Origin of the sequence: Leuconostoc mesenteroides subsp. mesenteroides (genome assembly GCA_009676745.1) — a bacterium.
Classification (GTDB): domain Bacteria; phylum Bacillota; class Bacilli; order Lactobacillales; family Lactobacillaceae; genus Leuconostoc; species Leuconostoc koreense.
Window position 1 is genome coordinate 1756677 of the sequence record CP046062.1, and the last position, 20640, is coordinate 1777316.

Here is a 20640-nt window from a genome sequence, read left to right on the forward strand (position 1 = left end):
AAGTATAAACGCTTATCATTTCAATAGTATTACATTCTTTTGTTAAGCGCATATCATATATAAAAAAAGACGTTGAATACGCCTTTTTTTGTTTAATCTATACAATTTTATTTAGCAACGGAATTTTATGAATAATTAATACAAGGACAGTTGATACTAACCATACAATGATTGGCAAAATGAACATGTGTTTTAGTGAGCTGTCCACAATATGTAACTTTCTCTCAGCAAAGTAAATGAAGAATTCATGAATGACATACACACCAAGTGATGTACTGGCTATTTTTTGCAAAGCAAGCTGCATTTTAGGACTCGGTTGATATGTCACCAAATGACTTTTAACAAATTCAAATACACCAATGGAAAAGATAAATCCAAATAATCCCCAAATATCATAGACGCCACGTGCAAATTGATCTCTTTTGATGGAAAGATAAATTGTTAACATTATCATGATAACTACTGATGCCAAAGTAGACACATATAATATATTTTTTTGCCATTTTTGTAAAACTGTATTTTTCAAATACCAACCAGCCACGAAGAAACCGATACCACCAGCAGCACCTATTTGTATGCCATGTAGAAAAAAATTATCTGTTTGTAAACGAACTTCATAGTAGTAACTCAACAGATTGACAAAGATCATATTTACTGCCAATAAATATAGAGCTGGTATTTTATCAGCTTTATTCGTAATTTTAGCTAACAGCGGTGCACTAATATAGAATCCAATGACAAAATAAAAGAACCAAAATATTGGCTGAATACTATTGTGCATAACTGCATCAATAAATTGACCAATATGATAATCAGTTGGTTGATGAAGTATAAATGGATTCAAGATGTACCACACCAATGACCAAAAAATGAATGGCAAAAATACCTTAGTCATTCTTTTTTTAAAAAAAGTTACTGTATCATATCGTTCATGATAATCTAACAAATGGGCACCAGACATCATAAAAAAGATTGGCACTGCCCAAATAAAGGCAACTTGAAGTATTACCGCTATAATCCAACGCGGATCACTAGTTTGATTTGAAAAAGCATATTCTGAAGTATGAAGGAAAACAACTGCTATCGTAGCAAGTATTGTCAGAATGTCCATGTAATAATAACGCTTCATATTAATTCACTCTCAATATTTTCTAATTTTTTGCAATAAAAAAGGCTTTCGCCCCCATGTATTAGCGCATGTAATATGTGCCATTATCACCAAAGTAATAGTCTTGACCATCAATTTTTTGATGTCCTTGAACAGCACGACCTGTGCTATCTGTCCAGTATGTGTAACCCCATGCGTATCGCCACCCTTCATTTTGACGAACACCGTTCACAAACCAATAGTAAGTACCCATATAATAGCGGAACCCAGTGTATGGTTTCCCATTTTCAAACCAATTATAGCCACCATTGGCAGTTGATTGTGCTGGTGAGTACAAGTATCCACTAGCCATCCCCTTCAAATTGTAGGTACCATTTGTACCAAAGTCATAGGCTTGACCATCAATAATTTGAATGCCCTGTAGTGCGCGACCAGTATTATCAGTATAATATTTCATCCCCCAAGCTTCACGCCAACCACTATTCTGACGAACACCATTGATAAACCAATAATAAGTGCCCATATAATAGCGGAACCCAGTGTATGGTTTCCCATTTTCAAACCAGTTATAACCACCATTGGCAGTTGATTGTGCTGGTGAATAAATATATCCGCTGGCTATTTTCCCATTTTGATAGAAAATACCATTATTGTAACCATTGGTGTTAACCGAAATTAAATTTTGATAATCTATCGAAACGTCAAATGTTCCTTTTATTCCAGGAAAACTAGTATTGCTGTTCCATTGCCACATTCCATATGACTGATTCCATAAGGAACTAGCACTTGGTTGATATGGATATTGTGCTATCCATACACGATTATTGCCTATAAATGAAAAATTCAAATTCGTTTCATTTACATAAGAAACGTATGTATAAGTAGAAGTATTTGTATATCCAGCAGCTTTAACTTGTTCGTTGAAAGCCGCTGCATTCTCAGTTACACTACTACTTTTTGTGTATGATTCTTCCAAATCATCGACCATTAATGTATCTTTTGGTAATTCTAACGAGGCTGCGTAACTAGTAAAATACTTAGCTTCGTCTTGCGCATTCTTTTTTGAAGCATACCATGAGTAATGATATGCACCGACTTGTAGTCCCGCTTCTTTAGCATTAGTAATCTGCGATTTGGCATATGGATTTCTATATGAATCAGCTTCTGAAAGTTTCACAATTACGGCTTTAACACCATAATCTTGCATTTTTTTATAATCAGCTACGGAAATCGTCCCATTGTTGGAGGAAACATCCACAACATCCATTCGAGGTAAACCAGAAGTCCCTGCTGTGATAGCAGGTACGCCATCATCTGCACGAGCCTGACCAACAGCTACCAATGAAGCAGCAATACTCATCGCTGCAATGCTCGACCAAAAAGTTATTTTATTCATCTACACACTCCCACATATGTACACTGACCAATGCCAGTAATTTTTTAATTATGAAAATTAGCCTTTGCGTAATCAACAATTGACACGTTTTGTTGAGAAGCTTCAGTGATAATTTTCTTGATATCGCTTGGTGCCCACTGATCCGCTGGTAATCCCGCTGCAATAAGTTGTTTACGTGTAGCAGCAACCATTTCTGGTGTGACTTCAATACCTTGAACGGTTTTATTTGGATCATAGGTTGGACTATCCGTTGTATTAGAACTTACGGAACTAGAAGAGGATGAACTATCTGAAGTTGCTGACTCTGAAGTTGACGATGTTTCTAATGAGCTAGATGATGTCATTTGCTCAGAAGAGGAACTAACAGATAAAGAACTTGATGAGGATGACTCTTCAACCGAATTATTTTGCGAAGTCTTCGATGAACTTTTCGATATTTTAACTGTTGTTGACGACTTTAATGTTTTCGAAGAACCATTATTTTGATGGCCTAAGGCTATTATCCCCACAATAACAACCATAAAAGCAGCAATGATAGCAAATATTTTTTTCATTAGTACCTCTCTCCCATAAGTAAAAACAATTAGCGATACTTTAACCCTAAGTATTTATTTTGACATAAGGGTTACTTTTTTACAATAGTTTGAAAACAGCTGTTACCCAATTGTTGAAAATTTATAGTCACTATCAATTATCTTTTTATTATTTAAGCTTGCCATACCAATTAAAAATAATATCGTAGGCCGCATTTCAAAATAGTTAACCAAAGTATTCATATCTTTAATCGATAAATTCTGCACCTCATCAATAAAAATGAAATCAAATTTTTGTAACTTTTTTGACTTAATTTTCTTCATAAACTGACGAATTGGGATGATTTTCCAGTCATAATTTCGTCTCAAGCTTGATTGAGCAGCATTTAATTTACCAACATGGACAATTAAGACAGTATTTTTTCGATTTATCTTCTTAACAGTATCGTACAACATCAGTGATTTTGCATTCCCAGATGGCACGTTAACTACATAAAAACCTGACTTGTTTATTGTTAACATATTGTTCTGAAGTGCTTGTTGCTGCTGAGTCAGAAGATAATTACCCGCTAAAAAATCATGTGTTTCTCGAAACGGTGAAACTAAATATAAATTAACCTTAAACAAGTTATCTAAATTACCTATATCGGCACTATCAAAAGTAGCTATTATCCGATAAAATGCTGATGTCAAAAATAAATGTGTTGATGAAATATTTGTTATCGATAGTTCATCTGTTTCAGTTAATGTGTAGATAATGTCGGAATCGGAATTATAAGTAAACGACTTAACTTCTTTAGCAACTTGTGACAAATAATATTTATTGTTGACTAATTGTTTCTTGATTTTTTCTTGATCATAATCAGCTTGGCTTTTGAGCTCAATATTAACTACACGTTGCTTTTTGTCAAAAGCTAATAAATCAAATTCTTTACTAATTTTTGGCATACTATAACCAATATAAAAATGATTTAAAGCTACCTGTTCATCCATAAAATGGCGTACCAACCGCTCAATCCCCTCCAGTTCTCTTTCACGAATTTGTAGCACACCTAGATCATTTAAATATCGTTCGATGCGTAGTGTGTTTTCAACTGGGTAATTAAGTTCGTCATACGACCTGATCCCAGTAATTCTGCTGGGTTAGGTGGTATTGGTCCTGAAGGCATAACGTTCAGGTTATCCATGGCTGTACGATGAATGATTGATCCAATTTCTTTTTCAGAATCACCAAGATAATTGGTTAGTCCACTGGCATTTTTATTCAATCCAAATGTCACAGCAACCGTAGGTCGGCGTAGGTCCGAATCAACTAGTAACACTTTTTTTCCTTGTTGCGCATAGGCTACGGCTAGATTAGCAGTCACTGTTGACTTACCTTCCGAAGGTAATGCTGAAGAAATCAATAACGTTTTGATTTCACTTTTTGCTACTGAAGCGAATTCGATATTCGTACGTAAGGTACGGAATTGTTCTGACACAGGATTTTTTGGTTCTGCTGCGGTAATTAAGCGAGCACCTTTGGTCATTGTCTCAACAGATAGATCATCTTTACCAACAGCTCGTCCTTTACTAAAAAAACTCATTCTGCTCTCCTAATCTCTTTAATCGCGATCCAAACGGCTCAAACGTGACCGTGGTGTTTTTTGACTCTCTGGCTTAGCAATTTCGACTTTTGGTGACATGCTGAAATGCTTGATTGGCTTAACATGACCAATAACACCCAGATTTGTCATTCCAAATGCTTCTGAAATTTCGTCCGGAGACTTGATGGTTGTGTCAGATAATTCTTTAACTAGCATATATAAGAATGTTAATCCACCAAGGATAACTAACCCTGCTAAAGTAAATAGTTTAACGTTTGGTGCAACTGGTTGCTCATTAGCTTTTGCTGCATCAACAATTGAGACGTTGTTAATTTTCATAAAGCCACCGATTTTGTCCTTGAACGCATCAGCAACTTCATTGGCCACATCAGCAGCTAATTTAGGATCTTTGGCTTTGACATTAATTGAGAAAACTTGCGAATTTTGTTGATTGCTGATTGAAATCATATCTTTTAGCTCTTCAACAGTTAGATTATGTTTTGTCTTCGTTGCGGGCTTTGTAATTCTCTCTTTAGCTGGTGTGACCAATCGGCGTGTCCCATCAGCTAATGTTTCGTACACAGCATCTTTGGCTTCTTGCACCACAACTGGTGCTGGATTTTTTAATTCTTTTGATACGGTGCCTAGCACGTTGCTAGAAATAATTAAATTTTTATATGTATTGATCAGCTGCACGTCGGCTTGTTGGTCCGACAAGTTAGCAGTGGCGTTACTCGTGTCATCAGCTGATCGGTTAACCAACATGCTTGTCGATGCACTGTAGGTTGGTGCAATGACAAACTTAGCAATACCAAACCCAGCAGCTGCACCAATGACTGCCATCACCACAATTGACAAGAAGTGTTTTCGAATAATCTGCCATAATTGACGTAGTTCAAGAACATTATTCATAGTTCATTAATCTCTCTATTCTCTAAAATTTACTAAAAAACTTACGTTTCACGATTGGTTCTGGAACCAAGCTTGTGACATTGTCACCATCAAGTATTGCCTCAGCATTAGTCTCAAACAATTCTTGATATTCCCGTCCCATTTGTTTCTCTAATTTTGCCATCGCCTCAACCATTTCATAATCACGATTAGGTAAGTCATGCGCATCAGAAACAAATACATGAGCCAAGTTATGCTTAATAATTTCTTCGGCAAACTTCTCCACTTTTTTACCAAAGGTACCTACATAGGAACTCGCTGTCACCTGCGCCACCGCACCCGCTTCAACCAAATCAAACAAAATACTTGGTGTAGACATGATTTTAGTATTTCGCTCAGGGTGAGCAATTTCTACGGTAATACCACGCTGCATGATTTGAAAAATCATATCTTTACCGTATGTAGGCACATCATCATCTGGAAACTCCAGTAGAAGATAGCGGTTACTTTCATCAGCAAACAAAATGTCATCATCATCCAAAGCCTGCAATAAACCACCATTGATTCGTACCTCCTGTGAAGGAAATACTTGAAGCCCAATGCCATTCCTATCTAGGTGCTTTTGGAATTCGGATGTTAATCTGATGACATCCTCTTTATGATTCACGTAATGACCGTTCATGTGATGAGGTGTCATTAACGCAGCCTTAATCCCACTATCTACAGCTTCCTTAGCCATACGTATAGAAGCCCGCAGAGATTTGGACCCATCATCTATGTTTGGTAATAAGTGACTATGTAAATCTATCAGCATATTTTCTCCCATAATAAAAAGGGACTGCTCATAAAAAGAGCAAAATCCCCTGTCCCCGTTATTAAACTGTAGCACACATTATATTACAGAAAGATGACAATCATAAGTAATTTTTATCATATTCCAGATCTTGACTTGTCAAAATCTTTGGGCCATCTTTCGTAATTGCTAATGTATGTTCGTATTGTGCCGACCAAGAACCGTCTGCTGTTCGTACGGTCCAACCGTCTTCTTCCGTGTGATCAGTTTCAACTTTCCAACCACCTAAATTAATCATCGGTTCAATCGTAATCACCATACCTTCACGCAGGCGTACACCGTGACCTGGCTTACCATAGTGCGGTACATTTGGTTCTTCATGCATTGTTGGTCCAACACCGTGCCCAATATACTCGCGCACGTCACCATAATGATGTTCAACTTCAGTATATTGTTCAATGGCATTTCCAATATCGCCAACACGATTCCCAATAATCGCTTGATCGATACCTAAATACATCGCTTTTTTGGTTACATCCATAAGCTTTTTCACCTCTGGTGTTACCTCGCCAACAGCGTAAGACCATGCTGAATCAGATACGGCGCCATTCAAGCCAACAACTGTGTCAACTTTTACCAAATCACCGTCCTTTAGCTTCAGTCCCTTACGTGGTAGACCATGCGCCACTTCATCATTGATGCTGATGGTCGTAGCATACTTGAAACCTTCAAAACCAATCTGCAAAGGTACGCCACCGTGGCTTTCAATATACTCCCGCGACTTTGTTTCAATTTCCCATGTATCAATACCTGGTTCAATGAGATCACGTAACATGTGGTGCATACCAGCGATGATAGCACCAGATTGTCGCATAGCTTCAATTTCTCTAGGTGATTTTAACTGTATCATTGGTTACTTCTTTCATTTTCAATATCTATTTCATTATACATATAATACTAACAAATAAAAAGTCCCAAAAACTACGAAGAGTTTTCAGGGACAATTCTAACATTTACTTAACTTTTATTGTGCCATTTGGGTTGTAATTGCTTCATGAACACGATCAATTTCTGTTTGGCTCATAACTTCTGTTGCGCCTAACCCTGAGATACTTTGCGTGGCACCTTTTAACTGGTCCTGCTTAACCGTACCGAACGCATCACGATAGCTCAACGCCAAATTTTTCATAGAATTAGTTGAAACATCGGTTTGCACGTTGTTAGAGACAGTAGTCAAGAAAGAATCGTTAAACACAGTACCCACTTGAGCTGAATTCTTCAAAATGGCTTTGATGACCAATTGTTGACGCATTTGACGACCATAATCACCATTAGGATCCTCGTGTCGCATACGTGCAAAGGCCAAGGCTTCTTCACCATCCATGTGATACGTTTGACCTGCTACGAATGAATATTGATTCTTAGAGTCGGCTTGCGTATCATCACCTTCTGTTGTGAATGTGAGTGGTGATGTCACGTCAACACCGCCAACGGCATCGACCATTTTGACCAAGCCACCCATATTAATCAATATATAACCACCATTGATATCAATATTGAGTAAGTCTTCAACGGCTTGTGTTGCTGAAGCAGCTGAACCATATGCGTAGGCAGCGTTGATTTTCATCTGTTGTCCACTAACCGTTACCAACGTATCACGCGGAATTGATGTCATCGTCGTTGTTTTAGTTGTAGGATTAATTGTCATAACAATCATAGTGTCCGTACGCCCTTTGTACGAACGACCAAGCTCACCTGTATCAGTTCCCAAAAGAAGATATGAAACTGGCTTTTTACTATTCGTAATTTTATCAGCAGACTTTGTCGTTGTTGATGTCTTTTGCATCTTTGTAATCGTATGATTCACTTTAGTATATGCATAAGCACCTATACCAAGTCCGACAACAAACAACAGTCCAATAATTGTCAGAATCGTATTACGCACTCTATGATGCTTTTTAGGACGAATCTGAGATCGTCGTTTCATAATTAAACGCTCCTTTTAACTTCGCTATATAATCGCTGTTTATTGTATCATAATAGCTTGCCGTTTGCTTAAATTACGGTACGAAGCCAATAAAAAAGCCTACCTCTACAGGCAGGCCACAATATTATTGATTTACATTGTACCAAACAAACGATCACCGGCATCGCCAAGTCCTGGCACGATGTAGCCATGTTCGTTTAACCCTTCATCAAGAGAACCTGTATAAAGGTCAACATCTGGATGAGCTTCTTGCACTGCTTGAACACCTTCTGGTGCTGAGACAAGTGTAATCAACTTAATATGCTTTGCACCACGCTTCTTCAAAGCTGAAATGGCATCTTTGGCTGATCCACCAGTAGCCAACATTGGATCGACTAACAAGACATCACGTTGGTCAATATCTTCTGGTAACTTGATGAAATATTCAACTGGTTCAAGCGTATCCTCATCACGATACATACCAATATGACCAATTTTAGCCGCTGGGATGAGTTGCACGATGCCATCAACCATACCTAATCCGGCACGTAAGATTGGCACAACAGCAAGTTTTTTACCAGCAAGTTGCTTTTTGATTGTCTTAGTAACTGGCGTCTCCACTTCAACATCTTCCAATTGAAGATCACGACTCGCTTCATATGTCATTAGCATCGCAATTTCGTCAACTAATGCACGAAAATCTTTGGTCCCAACATTCTTATTACGAATCATTGTAAGTTTATGTTGGATCAAAGGATGATCCATTACAACAAATTTTCCCATGATATTTTCAAATGTACACGACTTCTCTAATTTTTAGTGAAGTTGTGTACATCTTTCCTTCCAATTCATTTTGCTATATAAAAGTATACCAAAAAAAATGACATCAAGGCTAATTTTCTAATAATTTAAACTGATACTAAAAGTAATTCGTTTTAATCAAGCACAGTCACACGCTTGCTATTAGTCAATACATAAACACTAACACCAAATACCGTGCCAATAATTGCTGGTACGACCCAACCAAATCCAAGAGTTGCAAATGGTACTAGGTCGTGGTAACTACTAACCAATCTTTGAACATGGCTGGTTGTCGCCAATGGTGAATTAGCCAATGCATCAAGAAACGCTGGTACAGTAACAAACGCAACGACAAAGCGATAGACTACTGAAGATTTTCTAAAATACTTACTAAAGAGCGAGAGGAGAATCAAAACTAAAGCAAATGGATAAAGTAACATCAATACCGGTACTGACCAAGCAATGATTTTCGTCAATCCAGCATTAGCAGTAACGAACGATCCAAATGCAATAATACGTAGCCACCATAGATAACTCACTTTTGGAAATACACGGTGTAAATCTTGCGCAAATGATACAAACAGCCCCATCGCCGTCGTAAAGACAGCTAGTGTCACAATGACCCCTGTCAACGCCGTTCCAAAGTTACCCATATAGTGACTAACAATCTGCGCAAAGGCAACACCACCATTATCAGAAGCTTTAAACAAACCTAAGCTGGTCGTCCCAACCAAGACCAATAACGCATATAGTACCGCTTCAGCTAGAATACTTAACAAACCGGCTCTTGCCAATACTTTAGATACTTGCTGCTTTTGAAAACCTAATCCTCTAACGGCGTACACAACTGATACCGCCAAAGCTAACAGCGCAATACCATCCATCGTATTGTAACCATCTAGAATCCCTTGAAATGCTGCGTTACTTTGGTAAGTAGTAGACACCGCTTGATGTGTATTACCCATTGGCAAACATAACGCCAAAACAAGTACAACCATTAGCAAACCTAGAAAAAGTGGGTTAAGATATTTGCCCACCCATTTCAACAATCCTGATTCCTTGACGGTTAAAAAGTAAGCCAATCCAAAGAATACAGCGGAAAAGATAAACATCACCACACCTTGATATTGAAGCGGTACAAAGGGCGCAATACCCATTGAAAATGCAGTTGCTGCTGTACGCGGTGTTCCAAAAAATGGCCCAATCGTTAAATGAATAGCCACCAAGAAGACCGTACCAAACCAAGGTGCGACTGGCTTAGCAATGTCATAAACACTTTGACTGTTTGTTAAGCTCACTGCCATCATTGCTAAAAACGGTACGATGGTTCCAGTAATCAAGAAACCAATTGTCGCCGGTAACCAGTTACTACCTGACAGTTGTCCTAATTGGATTGGGAAAATCAAATTTCCCGCGCCAAAAAACATTCCAAATATGAGTGATGCCACTAAAACTAATTGTTTCCATGTCATTTTTTTCTCAACCATTATTATTCTCCTATATTTTATTTTTTATAGCTAAACAAGCTATACTTTCAATGGCAACATTATCATTTTCTCCTCTATTTTATTAAGAAAATAAAAAGACGAGCTACTAGATATCTAGTAGCTCGTCTTTCAAACAATATCCATCAGCTACCTATCACTTTCTATGTGTGATAGGCACTAAAAAATTCCAGCACTTATCACTATCTAATGATAATAATGCTGATAATAATTTCTTCAGTTGTTACTGATTGGTATGTCATGTTATTTTCTCATTTATTTGATACTATTATTAAAACAATTTTTATCTATTTTGTCAAATTTTAACCAAAATAAAAAACGCCGTGAGCGCTTTTAGTTTAATAATTAACGTTCAACTGAAACTGTTGTGTCAGTTGTAGCCGCTGTACGTGCTTGAACAAAAACGTTGTCAGATGACAATGCTGCCTTGGCTTGATCAGCCAACTTTGTAAATGTATCAAAGTCAGAAACAGCGATTTCAGCCAACATCTTGCGGTTCAATTCAACACCTGCCAATGTCAAACCGTGCATCAACTTTGAGTATGACAAACCATTCATACGTGCTGCTGCGTTGATACGAGCAATCCACAACTTACGGAAGTTACGCTTTGTGTTCTTACGATCACGGTAAGCGTACAAGTAAGACTTGTAAACTTGTTGCTTAGCAACCTTATAATTAATACGACGTTGTCCACGGTAACCCTTGGCCAACTTAATAAACTTTTTACGACGTGCGCGTGACACTGTACCACCCTTAACTCGCATGGGTATTTCCTCCTAGAAATTAAATAATTAGACGTACCTTGAAATTAGAGCGTGCTCAACATCTTAGCGTATGTCTTTACAGTCGTTGAATCCATCATGCGTGTACCACGCAATTGACGACGTTGCTTCTTTGTCTTACCGTGGAAACGGTGTGAAGTATAAGCTGAAGCTGACTTCAAGCCACCATTGGCTGTCTTCTTAAAGCGCTTTGCTGATGCGCGGTGTGTCTTCATCTTTGGCATGTGACCAATTCTCCTACTTTACGATTTTTGTTTATGCTTACTGTAGCAAGCTGCTAAACACTAACTTACTTGGCATCGCGTGGTGCCAAGACCAAAAACATTTGGCGGCCGTCCATTTTGGCACGTTGTTCAACCTTGGCAATGTCATTAAGTTCTTCAGCCATGCGATCTAAGACCTCACGACCAATGTCTTGGTGAGTAATCATACGACCACGGAAACGCAAGTTAAGCTTAACCTTGTTTCCTTGTGACAGAAACTTGATTGCTGCTTTTTTACGTGTCTCGAAGTCGCCAGAATCAATCACTGGTGACATGCGAACTTCTTTAACTTGAACAATTTTTTGGTTTTTACGTTGTTCTTTTTGCTTCTTTTGAGCTTCGAACTTCGCTTTACCCCAATCCATGATCTTGGCAACTGGAACTTCTGCATTAGCTTGCACCAATACCAAGTCCATGTCTGCATCATTCGCTAACTGTTGTGCGTCACGTGTTGACATTTCTTCTTGCTTACCATCGTGGATAAGCAAAACACGTGGGGCGCGGATATTTTCGTTGACTAAATCAACTTGTCGTGGTTGACGTGCTATTGTCAGGCACCTCCAAATTTATTTTGTGAATCAAGAAGAAAAGTGGGCCAAGAACTTAATCTTTACCCACTTCAACACTTGCAGTACTTTCGTACAACTGTATCTGCCAAGCAACATAGTCACTTGGCGAGAAGCGGGTGCTTCTACTTGTTCAACATCTATTAGTTTACTCTATTTACTCATTTTTGTCAACAACATTATGAATCAGGCTTATACCAAAGTGACTAATGACCAGAATGGCAAACTGGACACCAGCAAATAGCGTGACAAATGCAATCATATGCATACTAGTTGATGACACAACTAGCCTTACCACACGATGTGTTTGTGTAAAAACATCCCAAGAATTTAAACGTAAAAATCGACCGAGATAAATACCAACACTGGCAATCAATGATATACAAAATATCAGAGCTAATTGTAATAGTTCATGCCGTTTATGAAAATAATGCTTTAAAATCAGTTCGATACTTAACATCCCCAAAACAACGCCTATAAAAACACCTGCTGCTAACACCGCGTAATTGAAGTATTGCATACGGACAGTGAGACCAATACCAATATACTGCAGATGAATAAAATCAGTAATCATATACATCGTATTCGGATAAAACAATAACCACAACAAGCTAAAAATAATTTGGATGGATTGGCGCTTACTAATATTTACAATAATCGCAAAATCTAATGGCAACAGCGCCAAGAAAATATTCCAATTCAAGAAAGTAAAATGAGTTGGTGTCAGTAAAACAAACCCAAAAAATAATAATACAATGACATGTATCGCCAAAATACTTGTTATGTCTTGTTTTTTCATATATACCAACCTTTACAACCAATTTATATGCAATTGTTAGCTAACAATCACTTACTACTATTGTAACATGGACGACAATTGTCTTTTAGTTTGAAATCTCAACACAAGTCAAATTTTGTGTTGTACACTCAAATTAAATGAAAAAGGAGAAAAAATGTTTCAAAATAATAAACGAACTATTGAAGGCAGCATCATATATATTCATTCTGATTGGTAGTTATTTTATCAAACAACACCTTAAATAACGCTATTTTTAATCTCAATCAGAAAGGTGCAGTGCTATCCAATGGATACCTATCACTGCAAGTGTTACACCATGTCTTCAAAAAAAATTACATTTAAAGATTTATTTTCATTCAAGTGGTACGTTCACCAGCTGTCTGGCTGGACAAGAACCTCATACATTCTATTAATTTTTGGTTATCTAGTCATTACCTATAGCTCATTCTTTGCCGGCTCACTCATTAATCATATGACATGGTGGACATTTGTCGCCGCAATCTTAGGATTTACAACGACCTTGGCTATTACCAATGCTCGTCCCTTGAATGGCGTTTTCGGTTTACTTTCTGCTTTAATTTATATTGCAATGGCACTCCAAGCGAATAACCCGGCCGATGCAGTCTTACAAGCTGTATACATTGTATTGCTTGATATTCCCGTTTTAGTCATGCCTGGGTGGGCAATAAATGTTGAAAAGCGCATTCGGTTCATACACGAAACTGATGCTCGTGGTGAAAAGCATGGTAAATCTTTTTGGTACCCTGTGCTTATTGGTTCGGCAATTGTCGCTTTTATTGTCGCCTATTTATTTGAAACACAAGTTTTGCATACACCAAGACCAGTGGCCGACTCAGCTGTCTTAGCAACTGGTCTTGTTGGCGCCCTGTTAACAACTTTCCGTTTTTCAGAAGCTTTTGCACTGTGGCTTATTCAAGGCGTTGCTCAAGTACTCTTATGGGGACTGACCGCTGTCCATGGTGATGCAAACTGGGTCTTATTCTTAACCTATATGCTATATGTTGGTAATGACTTGATTGGTGTCTTCCAATCTTCATGGTTCCATCATGAAGTATATACTCAAGAAATCATTCAATCTCATGTCAAGTAAACTTCCTTGACATTAATAAGCCATGCCCCTTGACAAATATCTAAAATTTCGGTAAACTTGACTAGTTGATAAATTGAAACGAAAGGAGGTGCTCTCATGGCTACCCCATCAAACAAAAATTCAAAGTCTCACAAGCGTAATCGTCGCGGTCACATCGGCTTGAACGTCCCTAGCATTGTTTTGGATCAAACAACGGGTGAATATCGCGTTTCACACCGCGTTTCACCTTCTGGTGTTTACAACGGCAAGCAAGTGATTGATAAAAAGTAACAATAACACTCGTTCATAATGAACGAGTTTTTTTGTTTGAAAGCAAAACTAATTACCTATGATTAAAATAAAAGAAGCCGCGGTTGATTCCGTGCAGCGTGCTCATGAAATGATGTCACGTGGAGCCAATCGTATTGAATTAAATTCACGACTTGATTTAGGTGGCATTACACCTGATACTAAAAAAATTATTGATACATTAGCAATCGCTAAAGATTTGCCCGTTGTTATCATGGTTCGTCCACGTGGTGGCGATTTTGAATATAGCAGTAATGAAATTGAACAAATGTTGGATACCATGCAAATAATTGCTGATGTTGGTGGCGAAACAGTCACTTTCGGTGTGATTTCCGGTGATGATCTAAACTTTGATAGCATGTCAACTTTAATGGATTTTGCTCATCAGTTACATCTCGAAGTTGTCATGCACATGGCATTTGATCAAATCGCAAATCATAAACAACAAAATGCGATGAATTGGTTATCTGAGCATGGAGTCAGACGGATACTAACCCATGGTGGTCCACTGTCAATGCCAATTATGCAGTCACTCCCCCATCTACAAACATTAGTCAACAGCGCGCCAGCGAATTTAACTATTTTGCCTGGAGGCGGTGTGACAAAGATAAATGCTGAATCTATAGCTAATATTTTAGGCGTTAATGAAGTTCATGGTACACAAATTGTTTAATTTTTCTAGCACAATAAGATTTTAAAATCAAGGAGAGCTATGATGGATAACAAAAAAATAATTGTTGTTGGTGGTACGGGTTTTGTTGGTCAGGGTATTTTATCAGCTTTGAACAACAAAAGTTTTGAATTACATAGTCTATCACGACATCAATTTAATCCTACTGATGCAACTGACCAAGTTACTTACCATATCGCTGATTTAAATAAGCCTGGAAGATGGCAAGATTTACTCAAAGAAGCGGATTGGGTTATTGATGCTGTGGGAATATTGTTACCTAATCCTTTCAAGCATGTTAATTACCATAATAGTAGTGTTCAGCCTGCGCAAAGACTCTTAGATGTTCTCGCGACAACGCATCAAACCAAGTTTTTGTTTGTATCCGCCAATGCAACGCCATTCTTTTTAAATGCTTATTTGCGGGCAAAATTAACCGTAGAGCAGTCGGCTAAAGTTCTATTAAACGATAGGGCTTACAATGTTTATCCTGGTATCGTCTATGATAAATCAAGAATTTATTCTTATATTCCCGCTATAATTCTTGTAGGCTTGCAACGCATTCCAGGATTTAAATTTTTAAAACGTTATCGTCCTGTAAGTCGTAAAACCTTTGCTATTGAAGTGGAAAATATTTTAAATGACAAAGAAAGCCCCCTACTGAAACGAAATATCAAAATAAAATAAGTAATGAAAAGGCGCTCGACTAGATACTTTAGTCGAGCGCCTTTTACTATTTCTAATTTACTTTTTTAATGAACATAGACTGTTACTACAGTAACTACACCGAAAATAACACCTGGTATATTGGCCAGAATAACAGGCCAATCTTTATAGGTTTTTAGCCAGCCATAAGTCACCCACAAAGTTGCATTGACCGTGGCACAAAGAGGTTGAAGTACTGATACAGGATGGCCGGATAGATTAGCTGTAATCTGTGGAATATAAGAAATATACATTAAACAACAAAATACTACCGCTACCTTACTTAACAGTTTCAAAAATCTAATTCTCTGTTGACTAACTTCTTTTATTGATTCTTTCGGGACGTAATTGTCGTAATTCATTGGGTTCCTTTCATATGTAAATACAATGTTTCCATTATAACATTATGTGATTTTTGTGTAAAATATGCCACAAATATTGATTTTTATTTTAGTCTAAATGCTAGTTTCATCACATTAAAACATCTAATTTAAAATGATTCTTGATTTTTGATTTCAAAACATTGTATAATGAAAACGAATTAGAATTGTTCTAAAATAAAAAGGAGAAATTATGACGACTAATTTTATTGATTCAGAAATAACAGATTTCAAAGTGAATGCATATCATGCTGGTGATTTCACAGAAATAACCAAGCAAGATACTATAGGTAAATGGGGTGTTTATTTCTTTTATCCTGCTGACTTTTCATTCGTTTGCCCCACTGAATTAGGTGATTTAGCTGACCACTACACTGACTTTCAAAATATTAATGCTGAAATTTATTCCGTATCTGAAGACAGCGAGTTTGTTCACAAGGCTTGGGCAGAGGCTACGGATACAATTGCTAAAGTAAAGTACCCTATGCTGGCGGATCCAGCCGGAAAATTAGCTCGTTTCTTTAATGTTTTGGACGAAGATGCCGGCCTAGCTTTCCGTGCAACTTTCATTGTTGATCCTGAAGGAAAAATCCAGTCATATACCATCAATAATATGGGTATTGGTCGCAATGCTGAAGAAATATTGCGTACACTTGAAGCTGCACAATTCGTTGCCGAACATGGTGATCGTGTTTGCCCTGCTAATTGGCACCCTGGTGAGGATACAATTGCTCCAAGTTTAGACTTAGTTGGTAAAATTTAGAGGTTACGTCATGACTGAACCACATATTTATGACACAATTATTATAGGTGGTGGACCTGCTGGTTTATCAGCCGGCATATACGCCGGTCGCTCAACAATGGATACTTTAATTATTGAAGGCGATCAAATTGGTGGACAAGTCACAACAACTTCGAGCGTTGCCAATTATCCTGCTGTTGAAACAATTGATGGTACGGCATTAGTCAATAAAATGCAACAACAGGCAAAAAGTTTCGGTGTTCACTTCGTGTTTGATACTGTGGACGATTATAATTTTAGTAACGAGGTCATAAAAACCGTTACGGGTAAAAAAGATACTTACCATGCACGTAGCGTCATTATTGCCACAGGTGCTCAACCTCATCAAGTTGGTTTTCAAGGTGAGCAAGACTTTCGAGGTCATGGTGTAGCCTATTGTTCCACTTGTGATGGTGAATTATTTAGTGGATTAGAAGTATTCGTCATCGGTGGCGGCTACGCTGCTGCTGAAGAAGCTGATTATCTCACAAGATTTGCACGTCATGTTACTATTGTGATGCGATCTAATGACTTTACTTGCCCACCGCTAACTGCTGACCGTGCACGTCTCAACCCCAAAATCACCATTTGGTCAAACACAGAAATTCAAACAGTTGCTGGTCAAAACTATATAACTGATGCAACATTTATTAATAACAAAACAAACGAGCAAACTACTTATCATGTTGCTGATGGCGATAACACATTTGGTATTTTTGTTTACGTAGGCACAGATCCGCAAACAAAAATCTTTCAACATGATATTACGCTGGATGAGCATCAATATATTGTGACTGACTCTCAAGGTCAAACGAATATTCCAGGGGTATTTGCTGCTGGGGATGTCATTTCTAAACCACTTAGACAAATTGTTACGGCAGCATCTGATGGCGCCAATGCCGCTACTAGTGCAGAGATCTTTGTGTCGAAACAAAAACACAGACTTCATATTCCAGTTAACCGTTCCGAAGCCTCCGCTCCAAAAAATGATGTCGCTAAAGGACCGACTAGTCCTATTGCTGCAACTGAGCCTTCTACCCACATTGGACAGTGGTTTGCAAAAGAAATTGTACAGACTTTACAACCTATTTTTGATAAACTTACGCAAGATGTGACTCTTCATCAATTAACAGACGGCTCATCAAAAAGTCACGAACTTTCCTCATTTTTGGAAGAGTTTAGCCAACTAAGTAGTCATCTGAACTTCAAAATGGAAAACACTAGCACTACACTAGAAAGTAAATATCATGTTCAACACATGCCAAACTTTAGACTGCTTACTGATAATAATGAAGATACTGGAATCCAATTTAGTGGTATTCCGACCGGACATGAATTAAATTCTCTAGTTCTAGCGCTCTATAATATAGCAGGACCTGGTCAAAAAATTGATACAAATCTTGTCCAACGTATACAACGTTTACCAAAAGCATCTTTGAAGATTGGGGTATCACTCACTTGTCATTTTTGCCCAGATGTTGTGGCTGCTTGCCAACATATTGCCGCAATTAATGATAATGTAACTGCTGAAATGATTGACCTACAACTATTCCCTGAACTACGCGAATCACATCACATTATGAGTGTACCCGCAATGATTATTAATAACAGCGATAATGTTATTTTTGGTAGCCAATCGCTGGAAGAAATCATTTCCGCTATTGAGACAAATAGTCCCTTACCTGTTCATTGATTTAAATTAAAAAACAAACTACTTAGGCTAATGTAGTTTGTTTTTTACGTTTATTCAAATACTTAGATAAAATATTAATCATCAATCAATCTATAATATGAGATAATAATTTTGTATTGCCTAAAACCAAAATTACAAGGAACTTCTTATGAATACAGCAGTTGCAAGATTTAAAAAACTCACTAGTCACTTAATACTAAAAGATTGGTTTAATATACTTATTTTAGTTTTATTATGTCTACTTTTTTACGCCATCACCGGTCTTCAAAATACTATTACCTGGAGAACGGATTCTTATTTCCACTTTAATAGAGTTCATGATATCACAGAATCTATTAAATCCTTTAGTATACCGAATGTGATTAATTTTAGCTCATTTGATTATACTGGGCAAGCAGTCAATGCAATGTATCCCTCTTTAACACTACTGCCTTTTATTATATTAACTGCATGGTTACAACCTATTGCACAGTATGCGATGATTAATTTCTTTTTCATTTTAGCAGGTAGCATTCTTAATTACTTTGTTTTTCAAAGATTTAATTGTTCCAAAGTTCAATCTCTAGTGGCAACAATTTCTTTTTTTCCATTAATTAATATTTTTTCTTCATATCACCTTTCTTTACAAGGCGTTTGGGGGATATATTTTTTACTTCCACTTGCTATACTATCTGTATGGAAAATGAGCCATGGTCATAAATATTATACTTTGACACTTGCGTTATCAATATCACTTTTGATCAATTTACATGTTTTAAGCTCTATTCTTTCTGTAATGTTGTTAAGTAGCTTATTTTTCTTATTATTGACACAAACAAATAATAAGAAAAAATTTCTGTTTTCTTTCTTAGTTGGATCGATTTTATCTGCAGTTCTATCTTTACCAACATTAGTGGATATAATATCCTTTTCTTCTAATAAATTAACATCAGTCAATCGACCTATTTTAGCCAATTATACAATGACCTTAGAAGACATGATTCATTCACTAGGTAATTTGCCTTTTACAGGTACATCAACACCTGAAATTTATGGCTACTTACTAGTGCTGGACATTTTTATCTGCTTGAATTGGAAAAAAATTGAAAATAAACATGCCAAAAACATACTAATTATTTCTTTTATTTTGCAACTGGTCATTTCACCTTATTTCCCTTGGTCTTTGTTACAAAACACGCCGATTGCTATTATTCAATTTCCAAATAGAATTGCACCAATAATTATTACTTTGCAGCTTTTAGGTATTTTTACTAGCTCACGCCTTAAGACCAAAAGCTTTTTAATTACATTTGCAGCGTTATCATTTTTTTTAACAATGAGTCACATTTGGACTAACTACTCTGAAAGAAAAACATTACCATTACTTACCACAGCAATGATAAATGATTCTATTAAGGGGAAGATAAATTCTCCCAGTGTAAATGAAACGAAAATAGATACAACTACAATGAACTATCAAGATTTTTACCAATTTTCGTCATTTATTGAGTATGTTCCAACAAAATTTATGAAAAATAGCCAAAATACTGTTAGTGAAAATGAAAAATCTGTCAATCAACACATAACCTATACGAATAGAAAAATAGCCCCTCTCGTAAAAATCACCCATAATTTTAAAAGTATTACTTATTATTTTAATAAACCACAGACTGGTGAAATAGATTTACCCTTCTGGAACTATCAAAATATACAATACCAAGTCTATTCAAATGGTAAAAAAATAAAATATGGCATGAGTACAAGAAACACTATATTACTCAAGGACAAAGCTGTTTCGAAGGTAACAATCACTAGCACAAATCCTAATATATATTCTCTTTCACTTATAATATGCATCATAAGTTGGATAATAGTAATGCTTTTTGTTATTACAAAGATGAAGAAAATACTTTAAAGGTGTGAATGAATAGTTAAAAAATTAGCTAATAAAAAAGGAACATATACGTCCAATCACTTTTGAAAATTCTGCCCACTGATTTTAATCCAACAACAAACTACTCTAGGCTGAGTAGTTTTTTTATC

Annotated in this window: 22 protein-coding genes, 1 pseudogene and 1 other annotated feature; of the genes and pseudogenes, 7 read left to right on the forward strand and 16 right to left on the reverse strand. The window is 36.9% G+C overall.

Going from position 1 to position 20640, the window contains the following annotated elements:
• Positions 1-97: 97 nt before the first annotated feature.
• From GJV51_08750 to GJV51_08820, 15 genes and pseudogenes are all read right to left on the reverse strand, one after another.
• Positions 98-1129: an acyltransferase family protein gene (locus GJV51_08750; GenBank protein QGM26066.1), complete on the reverse strand. Its 1032-nt coding sequence runs from the start codon at positions 1127-1129 to the stop codon at positions 98-100.
• A gap of 61 nt (positions 1130-1190) precedes the next feature.
• Positions 1191-2504, reverse strand: coding sequence for a 1,4-beta-N-acetylmuramidase (locus tag GJV51_08755; protein ID QGM26067.1), 1314 nt, complete (start codon positions 2502-2504; stop codon positions 1191-1193).
• A gap of 44 nt (positions 2505-2548) precedes the next feature.
• Positions 2549-3058: a hypothetical protein gene (locus GJV51_08760; protein QGM26068.1), complete on the reverse strand. Its 510-nt coding sequence runs from the start codon at positions 3056-3058 to the stop codon at positions 2549-2551.
• Between the two features lie 102 nt (positions 3059-3160).
• Complete coding sequence (locus tag GJV51_08765) at positions 3161-4162, reverse strand: hypothetical protein (protein ID QGM26069.1); 1002 nt, start codon at positions 4160-4162, stop codon at positions 3161-3163.
• Positions 4123-4623 (reverse strand): annotated as a pseudogene (locus GJV51_08770) (polysaccharide biosynthesis tyrosine autokinase). Before GJV51_08770 ends, GJV51_08765 begins: the two are co-directional and overlap by 40 nt.
• Before the next feature lie 18 nt (positions 4624-4641).
• Complete coding sequence (locus GJV51_08775; GenBank protein ID QGM26070.1) at positions 4642-5535, reverse strand: capsular biosynthesis protein; 894 nt, start codon at positions 5533-5535, stop codon at positions 4642-4644.
• Positions 5536-5557: 22 nt separating this feature from the next.
• Positions 5558-6328, reverse strand: coding sequence for a tyrosine protein phosphatase (locus tag GJV51_08780; protein ID QGM26071.1), 771 nt, complete (start codon positions 6326-6328; stop codon positions 5558-5560).
• 100 nt (positions 6329-6428) lie between these two features.
• A complete protein-coding gene (gene map, locus GJV51_08785; GenBank protein QGM26072.1) occupies positions 6429-7217 on the reverse strand; it encodes a type I methionyl aminopeptidase in 789 nt (262 codons plus the stop codon).
• Between the two features lie 114 nt (positions 7218-7331).
• Positions 7332-8294, reverse strand: a complete 963-nt coding sequence (locus GJV51_08790; GenBank protein QGM26073.1) for a LytR family transcriptional regulator — start codon at positions 8292-8294, stop codon at positions 7332-7334.
• A gap of 132 nt (positions 8295-8426) precedes the next feature.
• Positions 8427-9056: a uracil phosphoribosyltransferase gene (locus GJV51_08795; protein ID QGM26074.1), complete on the reverse strand. Its 630-nt coding sequence runs from the start codon at positions 9054-9056 to the stop codon at positions 8427-8429.
• A gap of 152 nt (positions 9057-9208) precedes the next feature.
• Positions 9209-10561, reverse strand: coding sequence for a branched-chain amino acid transport system II carrier protein (brnQ, locus tag GJV51_08800; protein QGM26075.1), 1353 nt, complete (start codon positions 10559-10561; stop codon positions 9209-9211).
• 363 nt (positions 10562-10924) lie between these two features.
• Entirely contained in the window at positions 10925-11344 is a 420-nt protein-coding gene (gene rplT, locus GJV51_08805; protein QGM26076.1) for a 50S ribosomal protein L20, read from the reverse strand.
• Between the two features lie 44 nt (positions 11345-11388).
• Positions 11389-11586, reverse strand: coding sequence for a 50S ribosomal protein L35 (rpmI, locus tag GJV51_08810; protein QGM26077.1), 198 nt, complete (start codon positions 11584-11586; stop codon positions 11389-11391).
• A gap of 65 nt (positions 11587-11651) precedes the next feature.
• On the reverse strand, positions 11652-12131 hold the full coding sequence (infC, locus tag GJV51_08815) for a translation initiation factor IF-3 (GenBank protein QGM26078.1): 480 nt from the start codon (positions 12129-12131) through the stop codon (positions 11652-11654).
• 72 nt (positions 12132-12203) lie between these two features.
• Positions 12204-12328, reverse strand: a sequence feature (ribosomal protein L20 leader region).
• A gap of 20 nt (positions 12329-12348) precedes the next feature.
• Entirely contained in the window at positions 12349-12990 is a 642-nt protein-coding gene (locus GJV51_08820; protein QGM26079.1) for a DUF1361 domain-containing protein, read from the reverse strand.
• A 316-nt stretch (positions 12991-13306) separates the two neighbouring features.
• Between GJV51_08820 and GJV51_08825 the strand changes: the two genes are divergently transcribed.
• The 4 genes from GJV51_08825 to GJV51_08840 all read left to right on the forward strand — a co-directional run bounded on the left by GJV51_08825 (position 13307) and on the right by GJV51_08840 (position 15746).
• Positions 13307-14101 carry a nicotinamide mononucleotide transporter gene (locus tag GJV51_08825; protein QGM26080.1) on the forward strand — a complete coding sequence of 265 codons (795 nt, stop codon included), beginning with the start codon at positions 13307-13309 and terminating at the stop codon, positions 14099-14101.
• 96 nt (positions 14102-14197) lie between these two features.
• Entirely contained in the window at positions 14198-14371 is a 174-nt protein-coding gene (gene rpmF, locus GJV51_08830) for a 50S ribosomal protein L32 (GenBank protein ID QGM26081.1), read from the forward strand.
• 58 nt (positions 14372-14429) lie between these two features.
• Entirely contained in the window at positions 14430-15062 is a 633-nt protein-coding gene (locus tag GJV51_08835) for a copper resistance protein (GenBank protein ID QGM26082.1), read from the forward strand.
• Positions 15063-15104: 42 nt separating this feature from the next.
• The gene (locus GJV51_08840) at positions 15105-15746 is read left to right on the forward strand and encodes an NAD-dependent epimerase/dehydratase family protein (GenBank protein ID QGM26083.1); all 642 of its coding nucleotides are present in this window, start codon (positions 15105-15107) and stop codon (positions 15744-15746) included.
• 65 nt (positions 15747-15811) lie between these two features.
• Here GJV51_08840 and GJV51_08845 read toward each other — a convergent pair whose 3' ends face one another.
• Entirely contained in the window at positions 15812-16126 is a 315-nt protein-coding gene (locus GJV51_08845; protein ID QGM26084.1) for a hypothetical protein, read from the reverse strand.
• A 211-nt stretch (positions 16127-16337) separates the two neighbouring features.
• On the opposite strand from GJV51_08845, the gene ahpC reads away from it, so the two are divergent.
• From ahpC to GJV51_08860, 3 genes are all read left to right on the forward strand, one after another.
• Positions 16338-16907 (forward strand): peroxiredoxin, encoded by a 570-nt coding sequence (gene ahpC, locus GJV51_08850; protein ID QGM26085.1) that lies wholly within the window; start codon positions 16338-16340, stop codon positions 16905-16907.
• Positions 16908-16917: 10 nt separating this feature from the next.
• Positions 16918-18618: a SidA/IucD/PvdA family monooxygenase gene (locus tag GJV51_08855; protein QGM26086.1), complete on the forward strand. Its 1701-nt coding sequence runs from the start codon at positions 16918-16920 to the stop codon at positions 18616-18618.
• A 148-nt stretch (positions 18619-18766) separates the two neighbouring features.
• The gene (locus GJV51_08860; protein ID QGM26087.1) at positions 18767-20512 is read left to right on the forward strand and encodes a hypothetical protein; all 1746 of its coding nucleotides are present in this window, start codon (positions 18767-18769) and stop codon (positions 20510-20512) included.
• Positions 20513-20640 lie beyond the last annotated feature (128 nt).